Source organism: Paraburkholderia sp. MM5384-R2, assembly GCF_014201025.1.
In the GTDB taxonomy this organism is placed as follows: Bacteria; Pseudomonadota; Gammaproteobacteria; order Burkholderiales; family Burkholderiaceae; genus Paraburkholderia; species Paraburkholderia tuberum.
In genome coordinates this window covers 112,311-130,391 of sequence record NZ_JACHDI010000010.1, presented here as the reverse complement: position 1 = coordinate 130,391, position 18,081 = coordinate 112,311, and the positions used below count along the sequence as shown (strand labels likewise).

Annotated in this window: 16 protein-coding genes; 7 read left to right on the top strand and 9 right to left on the bottom strand. The window is 64.9% G+C overall.

Annotation, left to right across the window (positions count from 1 at the left end; all coding sequences use genetic code 11):
• Positions 1-223: 223 nt before the first annotated feature.
• On the bottom strand, positions 224-1,396 hold the full coding sequence (locus HDG37_RS18090; RefSeq protein WP_184049969.1) for a hypothetical protein: 1,173 nt from the start codon (positions 1,394-1,396) through the stop codon (positions 224-226).
• Between the two features lie 431 nt (positions 1,397-1,827).
• Entirely contained in the window at positions 1,828-3,339 is a 1,512-nt protein-coding gene (locus HDG37_RS18085) for an MDR family MFS transporter (protein WP_184049967.1), read from the bottom strand.
• A gap of 75 nt (positions 3,340-3,414) precedes the next feature.
• Here HDG37_RS18085 and HDG37_RS18080 point away from each other — a divergent pair, with 75 nt between their 5' ends.
• Positions 3,415-4,227 carry a TetR/AcrR family transcriptional regulator gene (locus HDG37_RS18080; RefSeq protein WP_184049965.1) on the top strand — a complete coding sequence of 271 codons (813 nt, stop codon included), beginning with the start codon at positions 3,415-3,417 and terminating at the stop codon, positions 4,225-4,227.
• A gap of 48 nt (positions 4,228-4,275) precedes the next feature.
• On the opposite strand, the gene HDG37_RS18075 is transcribed toward HDG37_RS18080, so the two are convergent.
• Positions 4,276-5,007, bottom strand: coding sequence for a ribonuclease activity regulator RraA (locus tag HDG37_RS18075; protein WP_184049963.1), 732 nt, complete (start codon positions 5,005-5,007; stop codon positions 4,276-4,278).
• Between the two features lie 515 nt (positions 5,008-5,522).
• Between HDG37_RS18075 and HDG37_RS18070 the strand changes: the two genes are divergently transcribed.
• Positions 5,523-6,047, top strand: coding sequence for a response regulator (locus HDG37_RS18070; RefSeq protein WP_090806057.1), 525 nt, complete (start codon positions 5,523-5,525; stop codon positions 6,045-6,047).
• A gap of 148 nt (positions 6,048-6,195) precedes the next feature.
• On the opposite strand, the gene HDG37_RS18065 is transcribed toward HDG37_RS18070, so the two are convergent.
• Positions 6,196-6,798 carry a Fur family transcriptional regulator gene (locus tag HDG37_RS18065; protein WP_184049961.1) on the bottom strand — a complete coding sequence of 201 codons (603 nt, stop codon included), beginning with the start codon at positions 6,796-6,798 and terminating at the stop codon, positions 6,196-6,198.
• A 173-nt stretch (positions 6,799-6,971) separates the two neighbouring features.
• Here HDG37_RS18065 and HDG37_RS18060 point away from each other — a divergent pair, with 173 nt between their 5' ends.
• A complete protein-coding gene (locus tag HDG37_RS18060; RefSeq protein WP_184049959.1) occupies positions 6,972-8,300 on the top strand; it encodes a TrkH family potassium uptake protein in 1,329 nt (442 codons plus the stop codon).
• A complete protein-coding gene (locus tag HDG37_RS18055; RefSeq protein ID WP_184049958.1) occupies positions 8,293-8,985 on the top strand; it encodes a TrkA family potassium uptake protein in 693 nt (230 codons plus the stop codon). The genes HDG37_RS18060 and HDG37_RS18055 overlap by 8 nt, the downstream gene beginning before the upstream one ends.
• 26 nt (positions 8,986-9,011) lie before the next feature.
• Here HDG37_RS18055 and HDG37_RS18050 read toward each other — a convergent pair whose 3' ends face one another.
• Positions 9,012-9,638, bottom strand: a complete 627-nt coding sequence (locus tag HDG37_RS18050; protein ID WP_184049957.1) for a glutathione S-transferase family protein — start codon at positions 9,636-9,638, stop codon at positions 9,012-9,014.
• Between the two features lie 182 nt (positions 9,639-9,820).
• On the opposite strand from HDG37_RS18050, the gene HDG37_RS18045 reads away from it, so the two are divergent.
• Positions 9,821-11,488, top strand: a complete 1,668-nt coding sequence (locus HDG37_RS18045) for an ATP-dependent helicase (protein WP_184049955.1) — start codon at positions 9,821-9,823, stop codon at positions 11,486-11,488.
• Between the two features lie 40 nt (positions 11,489-11,528).
• Here HDG37_RS18045 and HDG37_RS18040 read toward each other — a convergent pair whose 3' ends face one another.
• Positions 11,529-12,476 (bottom strand): phosphoribosyltransferase, encoded by a 948-nt coding sequence (locus tag HDG37_RS18040; protein WP_184049953.1) that lies wholly within the window; start codon positions 12,474-12,476, stop codon positions 11,529-11,531.
• 270 nt (positions 12,477-12,746) lie between these two features.
• Here HDG37_RS18040 and HDG37_RS18035 point away from each other — a divergent pair, with 270 nt between their 5' ends.
• Entirely contained in the window at positions 12,747-13,316 is a 570-nt protein-coding gene (locus HDG37_RS18035) for a molybdopterin-dependent oxidoreductase (RefSeq protein ID WP_184049951.1), read from the top strand.
• Positions 13,286-15,133: a hybrid sensor histidine kinase/response regulator gene (locus tag HDG37_RS18030; protein WP_184049949.1), complete on the top strand. Its 1,848-nt coding sequence runs from the start codon at positions 13,286-13,288 to the stop codon at positions 15,131-15,133. Before HDG37_RS18035 ends, HDG37_RS18030 begins: the two co-directional genes overlap by 31 nt.
• A 51-nt stretch (positions 15,134-15,184) precedes the next feature.
• Here the strand turns inward: HDG37_RS18030 and HDG37_RS18025 are convergent, their stop codons facing one another.
• From HDG37_RS18025 to HDG37_RS18015, 3 genes are all read right to left on the bottom strand, one after another.
• The gene (locus HDG37_RS18025; RefSeq protein WP_090806040.1) at positions 15,185-16,039 is read right to left on the bottom strand and encodes a helix-turn-helix domain-containing protein; all 855 of its coding nucleotides are present in this window, start codon (positions 16,037-16,039) and stop codon (positions 15,185-15,187) included.
• A 407-nt stretch (positions 16,040-16,446) separates the two neighbouring features.
• A complete protein-coding gene (locus HDG37_RS18020; protein WP_184049947.1) occupies positions 16,447-17,787 on the bottom strand; it encodes a type II toxin-antitoxin system HipA family toxin in 1,341 nt (446 codons plus the stop codon).
• A gap of 1 nt (position 17,788) precedes the next feature.
• Positions 17,789-18,043 (bottom strand): helix-turn-helix domain-containing protein, encoded by a 255-nt coding sequence (locus HDG37_RS18015; RefSeq protein WP_090806037.1) that lies wholly within the window; start codon positions 18,041-18,043, stop codon positions 17,789-17,791.
• Positions 18,044-18,081: the final 38 nt, after the last annotated feature.

Sequence of the window (18,081 nt, the reverse complement as noted above, 5' to 3'; positions counted from 1 at the left end):
TTCACGCGTGGCGCGTGGAAGCACCAGTGATCCGGTTGCCCTGTCATGTTCAAACTGCTGCCAGGGTCGCTCCGTCTGTTTCCGCTCAGAGGACGCACGATAACGTGCGAATCGGCACAGACGGCGGCCATTTGATCTGGTATGCAAAGCAATGTTTTTGCGCGACGGCGCAGCAGTTTGCGTCTCCGGGACCCGGTTCGGACCGTCGCGTCGCGCGTGAGCGCTAGTTGCTCCGCGGCGTCGCGGTTCTCACGACGCCGACGTTCGTTGCAGTCACGACCAGTTCGCCGTGCGCTCGCATGCCGCCGGGCAGCGGTGCCTGCGCTTGCGCGAGCGGCGCGCCCGGCGCGGCGTCCGTCGTCGCCGCATGCGGCGGAGTCAGCGGCGCCCAGCCGGTCTCGCGAATGACGCGCTCGAGGATCACTTTCGCCGCGTCGTTGCCGCTGTCGATCGCGAGCGCCTCGTTCGCGTGCTGGCGCGCGCACGGCCACGACTGCTGCGCGACGCAGGCCTGCGCGGCCTGTAGCGCAGTATCGCGACGCTGGACGAGCGGCCGCATCTGATCGGCCAGACCCTGCGCGTCGCTGTTTCCGGGTTGTAACGTTTGCGCGGCGGCGAGAGCGGCTTGGGCGGCGGACAGATCGTTCGCGCGGAACGCTGTCCTCGCGACCTGCAATGCTTGTCCGGCGTCGTGGAAATGCGGCGCGGGCCGCATGGGCGTCGCGGCCATCGGCGGCGCGGCTGGTGTCGCTGGAATGACGGGAGCCGCGGGCACGACGGGCGCGGGCTTCGCCGCCAGTGCGGTCACGGGCGGTGGCGCAGGCTTGGCCGCGGCCGGCGCGTGCATGGTCTGCGCTTGAGCGATCACCGGGGCGGACACAAGCGGCGCGATCATGCCGGTCGTTGTTCTGGTATCCGTCGTAATCTGCTCCACGCCTTTATCTTCCGATTCGCCGCCGTCACTGAATAGCGTATAAGCGACATACGCCAGGCCGATTGCGATAACCGCGCCGATCACGTACAGCACGCGCCAGATTGTCTGCGCAGTGTTGGGCGGCGCATACATCGGATCTTCGTAAGGTGGGATAGTGGTGTCGGTCGACACGAGCGCCGTGTGCATGACCGGCTCGGTCTGCAACAGGGGTTCGGACGCCATCGCGGCAGCGGCGATGGCGGGCTCGTCCCGTGTGCCGAGCTCGTCGTCGAAACGGGGCAGGGGCTTGTGCGTGGCGCTCGCACGGCTGCCTGGAATGCCGGTGCGAATGTGCGGATCGTCCTGGTCGAACGGATGCGCAGCGCCACAGTAGGGGCAGGCGTCGACTTGTCGGTACAGTGCGCCACCGCAGCGTTTGCAGGGCGTGGGGAAACTTTGGCCGGTTGCTGTCTGGGTGGACATGCCGTGGACCCACCTTTGGAAAACGATGCCGTAAAGGCATGCTTCGGATCGTGTTGAGGCAGGAGCCTTGTCCGCGGAATCACGATCCACATGCGCCGGAAGTCGTGGAGACGTAGGCAGCGGCTGCGTTTCCACGGGTTCCAATATGTGGCGTTTCACGGGGGACGTCAACGCGGTTGGCCCCTGGATTGTGTGCGCTACCGCTCATTTGGAGGTATGAAGAAATCCTGGCCCTACATTCGAAACGAGTGTATGTGTCTGTTGTTTCACGACAAATGGAAGGTAACCGGAAGCATCGCGCTGCATGAAGCGAGCGCGACAAAAAAACAACGAGGCCGACGCGTCGTGCGTGCGGCCTCGTGATCGACCTGCTATCTGGCGCTTGCCGGTACGCGTTTGCATCAGCTTCCCGATCAGGCGTCGAAGTACGCTCAGTGCTTGCGCAACGGATGATCCTTCAGCAGCCATGCGAGCACGAAGGCGAGCACCACGACGCATGCGGCCGACAGATACACGGTGTGCAACGCACCCGCGAACGCATGCAGATAGTCGTTGCGCAATGCTTCGGGTAGCTGATGAATCGCTGCGGGACCCAATGCCTGCGGAAGTTCGGTGTCGGGCGGGATCAGCTTTTCGAGGCGTCCGGCGAGGCCGTTCGAGAACACCGCGCCGAAGCCGGCCACGCCGATCGAGCCGCCGATCGAGCGAAACAGCGTGACGCCCGACGTCGCCACACCCATATGCTTGAACTCCACGGTGTTCTGGACCGCGAGGACGAGCACCTGCATCACCATGCCGAGGCCGCAGCCGAGCAGACCCATGTACAGATACATCACATGAATCGGCGTATCGATCTGCAGGCGCGCGAGCAGCAGCATCGCCACGGAGACGAGGAACGTGCCCATGATCGGGAACAGCCGGTACTTGCCGATCTTGCTGATCACGCGGCCCGTCACCATCGACAGGATGAACAGGCCGCCCATCATCGGCAGCATCTGCATGCCGGCTTGCGTCGGCGTGGAGCCCTTCACGACCTGCAGATAGAGCGGAATGAACGTCACGGAGCCGAACAGCGATACGCCGATGATGAAGCTCACGAGGCTGCTGATCAGAAACGTGCGCTGTTTGAACAGTCCGAGCGGCATGATCGGTTCGACCGCGCTGCGTTCTTCGTGAATGAATCCCCAGATCGCTGCGAGGCCCATGCCGAGCGTGAACCACAGTTGCGGCGACGACCACGGCAGGATCGTGCCGCCCTGACTCGTGAACAGGATGATGCAGGTCAGCGCGCCGGCGAGAAACGCGGCGCCCATGTAATCGATCGTGTGCTTCACGTGGCGCACGTGCGGCTTGAACACCGCGCCGATCACGATGAGCGACACGATGCCGAGCGGCAGGTTGATGTAGAAGATCCAGCGCCACGTCAGATGCTCGACCAGAAAGCCGCCGAGCAGCGGACCGATGACGGTGGCAAGACCGAAAATGCCGCCGAACACGCCCTGGTAGCGGCCACGCTCAGCGGGCGGAATCACGTCCGCGATCGCCGCCATCGTCACGACGAGCAGGCCGCCGCCGCCGAGCCCTTGCAGCGCGCGCAGCACGATCAGCTGACTCATGTTCTGCGCGATGCCACACAGCGCCGAGCCGACGAGAAAGATGACGATCGCGGTCTGCAGCACGATCTTGCGGCCGAACAGGTCGCCGAACTTGCCGTACAGCGGCACGACGATCGTCGAACTGAGCAGGTAGGCGGTCACGACCCACGACAGGTTATTGAGCCCGCCCAGTTCGCCGACGATGGTCGGCAGCGCGGTCGAGACAATCGTCTGGTCCAGGGCGGCGAGCAGCATGACCAGCAGCAGCGCCGGAAACAGCAGCCGGATCGGCGGATGGTCGGCCGCGGGCGCGGAGTCGACTGACAGGGTCGTAGCGGGTTGTTCCATGGCGGCAACGCGTTGAAATTAATTAACTGAGAGATTAATATATGTGACATCGCCTCTCACGTCAAATTCAATGCAATGACAAGGATCTCGCCTGACGACGCCGCGGCGCACAATGCCGTGGCAGATACGGGGCCGCCCGCGCGAATGGCCGCGAAAGAGCGCGACGCGTCGAAGCCCAAACTCACGGCAGCGCCAACGGATATTCATGCCGCGAATATCGGCAGCAGCGCACCGGCTGGATCGGCCGGCCGCCGCCCCGGCCGGCCGTCGGGCGCCGCGCGCGGTCCCGCGCAGCGTGCGCGCTTGCTCGACGCCGCGCTGACGCTGTTCGCGAGACAGGGCATCGTCGAGACATCGCTGGGTGAGATCGCCCGCGAGGCCGGCGTCACGCCCGCGATGGTGCACTACTACTTCAAGACGCGCGATCAACTGCTCGACGTGCTGATCGACGAGTGTTTCGTACCGTTGCGCGCGACCCTCGGGCTGCCGTTTCAGGAGAATCCCGACGATCCGGTCGCGGCAATCACGCAACTCACGGAGCGGCTCGTGCAGATCGCGAGCGACAACCCGTGGTTCGCGTCGCTGTGGGTGCGCGAAGTGATCAGCGACGGCGGGCTGCTGCGCCAGCGCATGCATGAGCGCTTTGGTTTCGCGCATCAGAAGGCGTCGCTGCTGGCGATTGCGCGCTGGCAGAAGGAGGGGCGCCTGAATGCATCGCTCGAACCCGCGCTCGTGTTCGTCACGCTGCTCGGCATGACGATTCTGCCGCTTGCCACCTCGAAGCTGTGGCGCAACGATCCGTTGCGCCGCAGTATCGGCGGCGCGGAGATTGCGCGGCACGCGGTGGCGTTGCTGTTGCAGGGCATCGGGCCCGGCAAGGGCGATTGACCTGGCGCCCGGTATGGCGCACCGGGCGCCGCGTCGTTTGAAAGGGCCCTAGATTTTGCGATTTTTCTTCCACTCGTCGAACGCCGCCTTCGTCTCGTCGTTCGGCGGATAGGTGCCGGGCAGCGCGGCGCCGGCACGAATCCTTTCGGTGAGAAACGCCTCGAGCTGTTCCTGTCCGGCGGCGGCTTGCGCGACGTCGTCGGCCATCTTCAGCGGAATTACCACAACTCCATCCACATCGCCGACGATCACGTCGCCCGGAAACACCGCGACTCCACCACAGCCGATCGGCACGTTGATATCGACCGCATGATGGCGGATCAGATTTGGCGGCGCGCTCGCGCCGGCGCAAAACACCGGCATGTCGAGCGCGGCGATCGTCGCGCTGTCGCGCACCGGGCCGTCGGACACCATGCCGGCAACACCGCGCACCTGCAAACGAAGCGACAGAATCGAACCGAACGACGCGCTGCCGCGCTCGCCGCGGCAATCCTGCACGAGCACGTGGCCCGGCGCAATGGTCTCGACGCATTTGCGTTGCGCGTACTCAGGGTCCGCGAATAGCTCCAGTACGTCGATGTCTTCGCGCGAGGGGATGTTGCGCAGCGTGAACGCCGGCCCGACCAGATTCGCGCCGCGCCGCGGACCGAGCGGCGCGACGCCCTGCATGAAGGTGTTGCGCAGACCGCGCTTGAATAGCTGCGTGGTCAGCGTGGCGGTGCTGACGTGACGAAGGATGTCGAGCGTCGCGGCGGAAAGCGCGGGCGATGTGGCGGACATGGTGTCGGTTGACCTCGGGTTGAGATGAGGGGGCATCGGTAGGCGCGCGTGCGCGCCCACGATGATAGCGCCGCGACACCACCGGTTAGCAGACCAGCGCCGTTCATCGCGCGACATCGGCAACCGCGACCGAGCCCTTCTTTACGTGACGCGAACCGCTGCAACGAGGCACGCGACGTGCTTGCAGTGTCGTCGGATGCGAGCGACGCAAAACGAACGGCAGCGCCGCGTTGTGCAAACAATACGAAGGGCAGAATCGATACCGGGCGGAGAAGGCCGTACGAACGGGGTTCGTACGAACCGCGCCGGAACATCGGGTGCCGGCGATCGGCGTGCCGCGGAAAAACTGCGGACACTGAGCAGTTTTTCCGCGGTGTGCGTCGAGCGCCGTTTTTTCATCGACGTGCAATTTTGGCGCGTTACCGTGCGCAAGCGTTGTACTCGGGAAGATGTTGCGCAATGTTTTACAAGCGCGGACCTGTGTGCAACTCGGCGTGCGAAATCGAGTCGGAATCATGGACAGCAACACCGTGGCCGCGCGAATCGGCGGCAATCAGCAAAGTGAAATACAAAGTGAAACCTCCGCCCCCTCGGACGGCCTAACCGGTTTTTCAGAGCAACAACATACGATGAACGCAGCAATGAGGCTCGATCAGGCCACGATCGTGCTGGTGGAGGACGACCCGGACAGCCGGGAATCGTTGACCTTGTTACTCGAGGCGGAAGGCGCGAAGGTTTGCGCGGTCGCCGATGCGGAAGAGGGCGTCGTCGCGGCGATGCGGTTGCTTCCCGACGCGGTCGTCTGCGACCTCGACTTGCCGGCCATGGATGGCTTCTATCTGATCCAGCGGCTGCGCGACCACGAGATTTGCGGCGGTCATTCCCCCTCGGTGGCGGTGGCCCTCACCGGCCATACCGACGACGCATACCGCCTGCGCAGCATCGGCGAAGGCTTCCAGCATTTCATGACCAAACCCGCGTTACCCGAAGCGCTCGTGACGCTGCTGCACGACGCGATCGACGCCCGCGCGGCGGGTTGATCGACGCTTCGCAGCGGCTCTCGTGGGAGCGGGTTTCAGACAGAGCAGGCCGGCGCGCGGCGGGGAGATGTCGTTTCTCGAAGCAGCGCACGGCCATTGACGCTTTGCAGCGCGTCACACAGCGTTGCGCACCCAATGTGGCGCGCCGCTATTTCGCCGCGGCCACCGGCGCGGCGGCCGCGCTGGCCGCTTTGGCCGCCTGACAGGCGGCACACAATCCCTTCAATTCGATTTCGTCGCTCGCGAGCCGATAGCCCGCGTCCTCGATCTGCGCGACGAGGGCCTGACGCAGCTTCGGTTGATGCAATTCGGTGACGCTGCCACATTGCTGGCATACGACGAGAATGCCGTGCTGGCATTGCGTCAGATCATGGCAGACAGTGAACGCATTGATCGATTCGATCCGATGCACGAGCCCCGCCGACAGTAAAAAATCCAACGCGCGATAGACGGTCGGCGGCGCCGAGCCGGCGTGGATCTGGCGCATTTCGTCGAGCAGCGAATAGGCCTTGGTCGCGCGTCCCGAGTTCAGCAGCAGTTCGAGCACCTTGCGCCGGATCGGCGTGAGTTTTTCGCCGCGTTCGCGGCAATATTCCTCGGCGAGTGCGAGAGCCGCTTCCTGCGACGGGCCATGTGCGTGCGACGGCTCGTGCACGTCGTGATGCGCTCGATGATCGTGTGCATCGGCGGCGGGGGCGGCAGGTGTGGGAGCGACCGGACGGCCGGTCGCGGCGGGCTTGGCGGTTTTCATGCGTCGATTATAGAGGCAGGGGGATGCAAGTGCCGCGCCGGTCGAAGCGTCGAGAGAATCGGGATTGCCCGGATTTGGCTTACAACTGACAACAGACGAAAAATAGGGTCTTTACTGGCAAAAAATGCCTATTCTTTGTCAGTCAGTCGCTGAATGTGTTTGACGGGATCTCGATGAGACAACTGCTTCACCCATCGCGGGCAGTAGCCTTAGCCTTTCTCTTTGCGATTGCCGCAGGGACGCTCCTTTTAAGGTTGCCCTTGTCGCAGGCCAAAGGTGAGGCAGCGCCGTGGCTGAGCGCTTTTTTTACCGCTACCTCCGCGGTCTGCGTGACTGGACTCGTCGTTGTCGATACGGGCACCTACTGGTCAAGCTTTGGACAGTGGGTCATCCTCGGCCTGTTTCAGATTGGCGGTTTCGGCATGATGACCGCAGCCACCTTGCTGGGACTCATGGTCAACCGGTCCTTGCCGCTGCGAGCGAAGCTGATCACCCAGGCCGAGACGCACACGCTCCGTCTCGGGGACATCGGCAGCGTGGCGCGCCTGGTGCTCGTCGTGACGCTCGTCACCGAACTGACCACGGCACTCTGGCTGACGGTCAGGCTTCATCTCGGGTACCACTTCCAATGGGGCGAGGCCGCATGGAGTGGATGGTTCCATGCGGTCTCCGCGTTCAACAACGCGGGCTTTTCAATTCACCCGGGCAGTCTGATGCGCTATGCCGCCGACGCGTCGATGCTGGTACCGGTGATGGTCGCGATTGTCGTCGGCGGAATCGGGTTTCCGGTTCTGTACGATCTGCGGGAAAAACTTTGGGGTGTCCGTCGGCTTTCATTGCACACCAGGCTCACTTTAGTGGTCACGGGGGTGCTGCTGCTCGGCGGATTTCTTGCGTTGCTGCTGTTCGAATGGAGCAATCCGAAAACCCTGGGTCCGATGCCGTTCGGAGAGAAGCTCCTTTCGGCAGCGTTCGCCTCGGTATCCGCGCGCACGGCGGGTTTCAACTCGCTCGACATCGGCGCAATGCGTCATGACAGCTGGGCCCTGCATTTCTTCCTGATGTTCGTTGGCGGGGGCAGCGCGGGGACGGCAGGGGGTGTCAAGATCGGCACCATCGCCATTCTGGCCTTGCTGGTGATCGCAGAGATCCGTGGGCGTGGCGATATCGAAGCGTTTGGGCGCCGTGTCAGCGTGTCGGCGCAGCGGCAAGCGATTACCGTGGTGGCGCTGGGTGCCGTGATGATCACGCTCGGCACACTGATCATTTTGCACATCACCGATTTTCCTACCGATCAGGTCATCTTCGAAGTTGTTTCGGCGTTCAGTACGGTCGGTCTGTCAACGGGTATCACGGGTGATTTGCCTGCGCCGGCACAGTTCGTGATCATCGCGCTGATGTACGTCGGCCGGGTTGGAACCATTACCTTTGCGACGTCGTTAATGCTGGTTGAGCGGCGTGCGCAATATAGCTACCCCGAGGAGCATCCGATTGTTGGCTGACCTGTTCAAGATTTCGCTCTCTTTTTCGAAAGGCGACAGTGTGGTCGTCATCGGTTTGGGGCGGTTCGGCTGTGCCGTGGCCCAGTCGCTGCTTCGGCTGGGCCATGACGTGATGGGAATCGACCGGGACGAGCAGCAGGTGCAGTTATGGGCGGACCGGTTGACGCATGCCGTCCAGGCCGATTCGACCAACGTGAATACCCTGCGCCAATTGGGCGTTGCCGACTTCCCTCATGCGATCGTGGGCATTGGAAGCGACCTTTCGGCGAGCCTGATGACCTTGATGGCCCTAACGGAACTTCAGATCAAGGACATCTGGCTGAAGGCGGTGACCGCGGAACACGGCCAGATTGCCGAGCGCATCGGCGCGCATCACGTGGTTTATCCGGAAGCGGAAATGGGTGAACGGATCGCTCACCTGATCGCAGGCCGAATCGTGGACTACATTGAATTCGGCGAAGGATTTGCCGTCGCCACGATTCATGCCCCGGCGCCGACACACAACCGTCCGCTCGCAGATTGCGGCGTTCTGGAGGCGTTCGGTGTCATGGTCATGGCCGTCAGGCGCGCTGGCGAAGAGTTCCAGCACGCGGGGCCTGACACGGTTGTTGTGCCGGGGGATCTGCTGATCGTGTCGGGCCCCGCGAGCAAGGTTGAAGAGTTTGCGGGTCGCGCGCATACCTGAACTGTTTCAGCCGACCCGCGCCATGCTCAGGTCAACGGGAAATCCACATACTTCTTGAACCCGGAACGCGTCGTGAGACGCGAATACCAGCGCTCCAGATTCGGCAGCGACGGCCGCTGCAAACGGTCGAGGCCGAACCAGCGCTTCGCGTACGCGCCGATCACGATATCGGCGAGCGTGAACTTGTCGCCTTCGAGAAAGAAGCGGCCCTGCAGATGCGTGTCGAGCAGGCGCCACAGGACGGTGACCGCCTCCACGTCGGCGGCGAGTTTGGCGGCGTCGCGCTCGGCCTCGGGCGTGCGCACGAGGGTCCAGAACACGGGACGTTCCACTGGCTGCAGCGTCGACAGCGACCAGTCCAGCCAGCGGTCGATGCTCGCGCGCAGTTTCGGGTCGGCCGGATACAGCAGGCTCGATTCGCCGTATTGCATCGCCAGATAGCGCAGGATCGAGTTGGATTCCCACAGCACGAAGTCGTCGTCGACCAGCGTCGGGATCTTGCCGGTCGGGTTCATCGCGAGATAGGCGGGTTCGTTGTTGCGGCCGAATTGCAGGCCCGCGTCGATGCGGTCGAACGGCAGCACGAGTTCGTCGCAGCACCACAAAACTTTCTGGACGTTGACCGAATTGGCGCGTCCCCAGATCGTAATCATCCGGTAATTCCTTTTCTCTTACGGTTGGCAAGCCGCGCGGCGTGCGCGGCGTTCAGGCGGTAACGATACACGATGCGCGCGCCTTTGCGCGACGGGCCGCCCGGCCGACATTGCGTTGCGTACAATGACCGCACTCCGGATTGCCCGCTGAAAACGCGCATCCCAACTCATTGAGGCACCGCATGGCCCGCATTGTTCCCGACGACTGGAAGAGCCTCGAAGCGACCGGCGCGGCGGCGCGCGAACGTGAAACGCTCGCGCTGCTCGAGAAGGCACTGCCCGCCGACTACACCGTCTACCACGGCGTGCATTGGACGCGCCTGAACCAGAACTTCTCCGTGTTCGGCGAGGCCGATTTCGTGATCGTGAGTCCCGCCGGGCGCCTGCTGATCATCGAGCAGAAGACCGGCTTTCTGCGCGAAACGCCGAAGGGGCTCGTCAAGGTGTATCTGCAGACCGAGCGAAACGTCGCGATCGCGCTCGCGCATACGATCGAGAGTCTGCACCGGCGTTTTACCGCGGCGTTCGGCGCGGGCGCCTATTTCATCGAGGAACTGCTGTACTGTCCCGATCACATCGTCAAGGATGCGGCGATCGCCGGCGTGAATCCCGCGCGCATCGTCGACGCCACGCGGCGCGAGCGTCTCGCGGCGATCGTCCGCGAAGCGCTGCCGGCCGATGAACCGCGGCTTTCCTGCGCGGCGAAAATCCACCACTTTCTCGCCGACGAACTCGCGTTGACGCCCGACACGAGCGCGCTCGTCGGGCAGGCGGGCACGCTCGTCACGCGCCTTTCGGGCGGACTTGCGACATGGGCCCGGCGGCTCGAATTCGCGCCGTTCCGTTTGCGCGTGATTGGCACGGCGGGCTCCGGCAAGACGCAACTCGCGGTGCAGGTGATGAAGGACGCGGTCGCGCGCGGCGAGCGGCCGTTGTACGTGTGCTTCAACCGGCCGCTCGCCGATCACATCGCGCGGGTCGCGCCGCCGGAGGCGAAAGTCGCGAACTATCACCAGCTTTGCGACTGGATCGCGCGCGACGCGGGCCGCGCGCCCGATTTCCGGTCGGCGCAGGTGTTCGATCAACTGGAGGCCGTATTCGCCGACACGCCGATCGAACCGCGCTGGCAATTCGACGTACTGATCGTCGACGAAGGGCAGGATTTCCAGCATCCATGGGTTGCCGCGCTCGAGCGGCTGCTGCGGCCGGGCGCCGCGTGGTGGTGGCTCGAAGACCCACTGCAGAATCTGTACATGCGTGAGCCGGTCTCGTTGCCCGGCTGGACCACGCTGAAAGAAACCACCAATTACCGCAGTCCTCGCGACATCCTCGATTATCTGCGCGACGTGCTGGGCGGGTCGGTGCCGCTGGCCGCGGCACTTACGTCGGGCAGTCCGTTCGACGGCTCCGAGGTTTCGGTGTCGGTCTACGACGAAGCGCAGGGCGCCGAAAGCAGTATCGACGCAACCAAGCGCGCCATCACGCAGGCGCTATCGCTCGGTTTTCGCAAGCAGGACATCGCGGTGCTGTCGTTCCGCGGCCGCGAGGGCTCGGCGATGAGCGCGCTCGATCATCTCGGACCGCATCGGCTGCGCAGTTTCACCGGCAAATACGATCTGTTCGGCAACCCGGAGTATCGTGAAGGCGACGTGCTGTTCGAGTCGATCTACCGCTTCAAGGGGCAGGCGGCGCCGTGCGTGATCTTCACCGAGATCGACTTCGACGCGTTCGACGAACGCAGCGCGCGCAAGCTGTTCGTCGGCGCGACGCGCGCGACGATGAAGCTGATCGTCGTCGCGTCGCAGCGGGCCGCGCGGCATTTGCAGTTGCGCGAGCCGAAGGACAGGTAGGGGCGGCGTTCGGGCGCTGCGCCCACAAGGAACGTTGCGCTCAACTCCACGCCCTTGCGCTCACCAAAATCCCCGTGCGCGTCAGCGCATCCCACCAGATCACGCGCAGCAGCGGCGCTTGCTGCGCGATCAGCAGCGCCTGCACCGGATCGCTTTCGACGAAGTGCGTGACACCCGCGCGCAGCGCCGCGCTCGCCTTGTGCGCGGCCGCGCCGGCGGGGCTGTCGTCGTGCACGCCGGGCGTGCGCATCGCCAACTGCATGTGAGCGAAGCCGTGTCGCGCGAGCCACGCTTCGGTGCGCGCGCGATCCATCTCCGGGCGGCCCGTGATGATCGTGCGCACCTGCTGCAGGTCGATGCCGGGCAGCACCTCGAACGGCAGCAGCGCGTCGCGCTCGGCGAGCGCGGCGGCGAGGTCCTCGTCGTAGCGCGCGAGCGGTACGTCGGGCAGCAGGATGCCGTCGAGGTCGATCGCGTAGGCCGCGTACTCGTGGTCGTTGGCCATCGCGGGCGCGGCGCCGGCTTCGACGCGCGCCCAGTCGTCGCGGTAGCGCTCGGTGTACGCCTGGCGCTCCCATGGAAAGAGGGCGAAGTAGCCGCGCGCATCGATCGCGTAGTCGGGCTGTGCGCGGCTCAGATCATCGACCGCGGCGGTCAGGGTTTTGACTTCGAGCCCGTGCGCCTGCAGAAACGCGATGCAATCGACGAGCGTAAAACCGCGTCCCGCGATGTCCTCGCACAACAGCACTTTCGATCCGGCGGGCGGGATCGGCAGCGTCGAATCCCATGCGACCGCGCGCGTCTGGCGGTCGTAGCGCAGGAACGCGACCGGCGCGCCGACCGCGTGCGACACCATCAGCGCGAGCGGCGCGCCGCCGCGCAGAATCCCGAGCGCCATCGAGAAACGCTCGGCGAGCAACGCGGGTTGCAGCGATTCGATCCAGTGATCGAGCTGTTCGTACGTCAGAGGCAGGACCGGCTTGTTCATGACTATCGAGGCGCCGCGTGGCGCGATGGAAGGCAATGGTCCGCGGGGATGCGCGCGCGGCGCGCGCTGACGCACTGGCGCGACATCGCGGGTCCCCGTTTTTGAGTCAGCGCATTTTGGCGATATTATGCATGCGGGTCAAAGGTCGCGTGTCGGGGTGGCACGCGTTTGACGGCACGGCACGGCGCAACACTTCGCGTGGCATGAGATCGGCTGACCGTGGCGCCGCCCGCGGTCCGGCGAATCAACGAAATCGGATAAAAAAAGCAAATGGCCAATCTGATTGCAACGCTGTGCAACGCAGCCAGCGGAACCGGTGTGCCCTGGCGGATGCGCTGGCTGACGGGGCTGGCGGGACTGATCGTCGGGCTTTCCGTCTGTTGCGCGCATGCGCAGCCGGGCGCGCGGCAGTCGCCGGCGCTGGCGCTCGACGTGCAGGGCAAGATCGCCAATACCAACGACGCCGCGCATCGCACCTATCACTTCAACGAGGCTCAACTGCTCGCGCTGCCCGTGCATACGATCACGACCTCGACCACCTGGACGCCGCGCTCGACGTTCACCGGGCCCAGGCTCGCCGACATCCTGAAGGCCGTCGGCGCGTACGGCACCCAGATCGAACTCCACACGTTCGACGACTACACCTACACCGTGCCGGTGTCGGACTGCGAACGCTACGGCGTGATCGTCGCGTACAGCATGAACGGCCAGCGCCTGAAACTCAGCGACTTCGGGCCGCTGTTTCTGATCTATCCGCGCGACGCTTTTCCAGATGAACTGACTGGCGCGGTCGGCGACTCGAAATTCGTATGGCAGATCAAGGCCCTCATCGTCAAATAGCGCGCCGTCCGTGGCGGCGCGTGTTGTACGTGCTGATCTGGCTGATGGCGCTCGCGGCGCCCGCCGGCGCGATCGGCTATCTGCTCTATGCGAACCTGTTGAACCCGCGCGCGACCGAGCAGCTGACCGGTACCTACGACGGTTTCTACTGGGACGCCGCGCAACTGCAGATCGCGTACGCGCGCTTCGAGAACCAGCTGCTGCTGTATCAGTCCGGTGCCGACGACGATTATCAGCAGTTGCAGCTGCGCTTCCAGCTGCTGCAATCGAAGCTGCGCGTAATGGCCGGCTCGACGCAGCGGCTCTCCGCGCAGCTCGCTCTGTTGCAACGGCAGCTCGACGAAATCAAGACGCTCGAGACTGTGCTCGACGACATCCAGCCCGAGATCGACGTACTGCAGCGCGACCGTGCGCATGCCGCGCGGATCGACGCGCAGCTGCGCCAGCACTGGAGCGAGGTCAACGATCTCGCGCTGTCGCGCCGTTTCGCGGACGTCGCCGACCGCGAGGCGATGAACCGCGATTTCATCGACAAGCGCCGCTTTCTGTTCGCGGGCGGTCTGGTGCTGCTATTGCTGTCGGCGGCGGCGACGCTGCTGCTCGTGCTCAACGGCCGGCGCCGCACGCGGCTCATGCGCCAGCAGCGCGCGGCGCTGGAAGCCGAGCATCAGGCGAGCCGCGCGGCGCGCGAGGCGAGCCTCGCGAAGGATGCGTTTCTCGGCATGATCGGCCATGAACTGCGCACGCCGCTGCATGCGATCGTCTCGTCGGTGGAACTGCTCGGCTTCACCTATCACTCGGAGGCCGACCGCAAGGTGATCCAGCGGCTCGAAACAGCGGCGCGCCATCTCGAGGCGCAGATGAAGGACCTGACCGACTACGCGCGCCTTGGCGCCGGCAAGCTCGAACTGCGGCACCAGCATTTCGAGCCGCGCGAGCTGCTGGCGTCGATCGTCGATGAACACACGATGTCCGCCAGGACGCGCGGGCTCGAGCTCGAAAGCGAGGCGAGCGGCGCGAGCGGGCTCGTCGAGTCGGACCCGCACCGCATCCGGCAGATCGTCAACAACCTCGTCACCAACGCGATCCGCTACACCGAGACCGGCACGGTGCGCGTCGAACTGCGGCAAGAGCCGGCGCTGCTGGTTTTCGTCGTCAGCGATACGGGGCCGGGCGTGCCGTCCGAACAGATCCCGCTGATCTTCGAGGAGTTCACGCAGCTCGACGCGTCGCGCACGCGCCGCTTCGAAGGCGCGGGGATGGGGCTCACGATCGTGCAAGGGCTCGTGAAGCTGTTCGGCGGCACGGTGGATGTCGCGAGCACGGTCGGCGAGGGCACCAGCTTCACGGTGACGATTCCGGTCGTGCCGGTCGCAACCGTCGAGCCGGCCGAGGTCGCGGAGCAAGCCGAGCCGGACGGCGCGCAGCCGTGCGTGCTGATCATCGACGATAACCGGCTGATCCGCGAGTCGCTCAGCGAAATGGTCGCGCACATGGGCTACGACTCGCTCGCATTCGGCAATGCCAACGACGCGCTCGCGTGGCTCGACACCCACCGCTGCGAAGTGGTGCTGCTCGATCTGCACATGCCGGAGCGCGATGGCTACACGTTTCTCGAAGACTTCGCGACGCGCGACGGACCGTCGGCGGGCGTGCCGGTGATCGTGGTCAGCGCGTACGCGCCGGAGGTCGTGCGGAATGGCGAAAGTGGCGCGACTGGCGTGCCGCCGGTGTTCGAGGCGCTGTTAAAGCCAGTCCATTACGAGGATCTGAAGCACGCCCTGCTGCGGGCGCTGGCGGCGCGGCATCAGGCGTGAGCGCGTGAAGGCGGCGCTGCCGCGAACGGGGCGCGCATCGGCGCCCGCGCTTCAGGGGCGGTTCAGCCGCTTCGACAGATCGGCGACGAGGATCGCCATGCGCGCGGGCTTCTCGTAGCACGCGACGTCGTAATCGCGGATCACCTCGCTGATCTCCGATTCGCTGGCCTTGCCGGTCAGCAGTTCGCCGGTGAGCACGAAGATCGGCGCGTCCGGGTTCTCCGACGCGCGCACCGCGCGAATCGCGGCCGCCGAGGTCTGCGAGCCGAACAGCCAGTCGATGATCACGCCGTCGAACACCTGCGTCTGCAACTGCTCGCTGAAGGCCGCGAGCCCATAGATCGCGACCGCCGTGAAGCCGCTGCGCTCCAGGTAATCGCGCAGGTTATCGGCGCTTGCACGATCGTCGTCGACCACCGCGATGGCCGGCTTGTCGGTCTCGGCGCGGCGCGGATAAATCTCGATCTTGTGAACTTCGTACGCGCTCTGATACAGCGCGCCATCATGACGCGAGACGCGCCATTGACCGAGCCGCGAATAGGCGACGAATTCCGGGCGGCTACCCGGTTCGAGCGCCGCGCCGACCCACGCGGTGCAGGCGATTTCGGTCGCGCCGATGCAGAACACCGCCTCCTGGGCGATCGCGCCGACGACGCCCGGATCGAGCGACTGCGCGCCGAACAGCTGCGCCGCGGGTTCGTCGAATACCTCGGCGACTTTCTTGATCTGCGACAGCGTCCACGGACTATTGCCGCGCAGTTTGCGGTGCCCCTGAGAAAAACTCAGATCGAGGATGCGGCATAGCTCCGTGGTTTGCTGTCGCTTGCCGATTCCATGCCTGCTCATCAACTCGCGCACGCGCTCGGCAACCGCGATGGAGTCGGGTGAGTGTGTTTCGTTGGCCATGCTGGGTGAAAATCCGCCGGGTTAAAAGGTACATCTGGAGCGCGGTCGGCAGGCGCAAGCCGACCCTGCGCATGCTATGCGCATGAATCGGTCACGCGGGGACAGCAAATGTACCGTAAAAAAAATCACCATTTATGATTTTGTCAGACCGGCCGCCGAGTCCGCTGATGCAAGCGACGCCATGGCCGTACCGGTGACCTTTGATGCATTGAGCATCACAAGGCATTCTACCGGTGAAACGATGACGAAACCGTAGGGAATCCACGAATGAGTAGTGCGCAAGGCGACGGATCCGGCCGCTTGCCGCAAAGCCCGGCAGGTCCGCCCTTGCGGAAAAGCCAGGCGAGAGGCGCGATGAAAAGTGTGTCCGGAGGGATCGGGTTTGCGCCGGCACGCGCGGTCCGCGTTCAGCTTGCCGGCATCGTGTCGAGCCGGGCCGCCGAATTTTGAAGTCCTTTGAAAATCCGCTCGGCGACCTTGCCCGGAAAGCGCTCGGGCAACTCCGCCGAGACCCGCTCGATCACGCCAGGTGTCTGCTCGATCAGACGCTGGAGCAGCGGCTCGGCGTCGGCGCCGTACGAGCATTTCAACGCCATCGCGTTGAAGTGTCGCCGCTGCACGTCGCGAAACGCATCGTGCTTGCTGCGCGACCATAGACCCATCGCAAGCCGCGCCTTGTACCACGACCACTGGTTCGGGCCGTTGCCCTCGACCGGCCAGATCGACATCACGTCGTAAAGCGGCGTCAGACGGTACTGGCCACCGGCGAGCAGGCGGATGCTGAAGTTCTTCGCGTGGCCGTCCGGCGCGGCCAGCATCCAGAACAGGATCTGGCTCGCGAGCAGGGTCTCGATGTCCTGCCGCGCCTCGACCGATTGCTGCAGAATCCGCGCGAGGTCGAGCACGCCGGGGCCGCCCTCGTTTTCGTACTTGCGATGCGACGGCACGCCGTACACCTGGCAGAAATCTTCCTGCGGCAGACGCAGCAGCCAGCGGCCGCTCGAATGCATCTGCCGGTCGAAGCGTTCGACGGCGAGCACGCGCTGCTTGCCGAACCTGAGCACCTCGGTGTTCGCGACCGGCAGGCCGAACGCGCGCAGAATCCGCAGACACAGCCACTCGTTTTCGACCGACGTGCTGAGATCGGCGAGCCGGTTGCCGACCAGCCCGAGCGGCAGCTTGAAGATATGCGTGGTCGGCGTCGCGCCGTGCGGCCGTTGCCATTGGCCGTCGTGCCACAGCAGCGCGGTTTTCTCCTGCGCGCCGGCGAGCGAGATGCGGAAGTCGTCAAATTCGTCGGGCGCGCCGAGCGTCGGTTTGCCGACCGTCTGCGCGAGCAGCGCCTCGATGTCGTCGTCGGAAAGCGGCGTGCCTTCGATGCGCTGGACCCCGGCCGGCGCGTCGTCTTCGGCGAGCAACTGGACCGCGCCGACGCAGTCGCGGCCGATGGCCTGCAACAGGTCGAACGCGTCGAGCGTTTCGGTCCGGTAGCGCTGCGCGATGCGTTTGCGGATCACGTCGCTGTCGGGCAGCAGGTTGTCGAAGTAGTTGAGCACCCGCGGCCCTTTGTGCGTCATGTTGCCGGGCGTGAACGGCAGCGACAGCGACAGCGGACGACCCGCGGGCGACGCGATCCAGGCGGCGTCGTAGGCGAACTCCATCGGGCCGCGCGCGGGCAGCCGCCAGAGCCCGACGCGCTCGCCGTTGGCCCACACCGACAACGCCTTCGAAGCGGTTTGCCGGGCCATCTCACCACTCGACGTTCGGTGCCGGCTCGGAGCTCGGCTGATTTTTGTCGCGCAACTGCAGTTGCAGGCCGTAGGCGCCGCACAGCGCGAGCAGCTGGGTGAGCGTGAGCCCGCTCGCATCGGTTTCGAGCGCGGAAATGCGGCTTTGGCTCACGCCGACGCGCGCGGCGGCCTCGGTCTGCGTGAGGCCGGCCTGGCGGCGGCTGGCCGCTAGCAACTGCGCGAGCTGGTCCGACGTGGCGATCAGGTGGAGCATGGCGGATTATCTGCGAGACGAATAAACGCAATTTATGC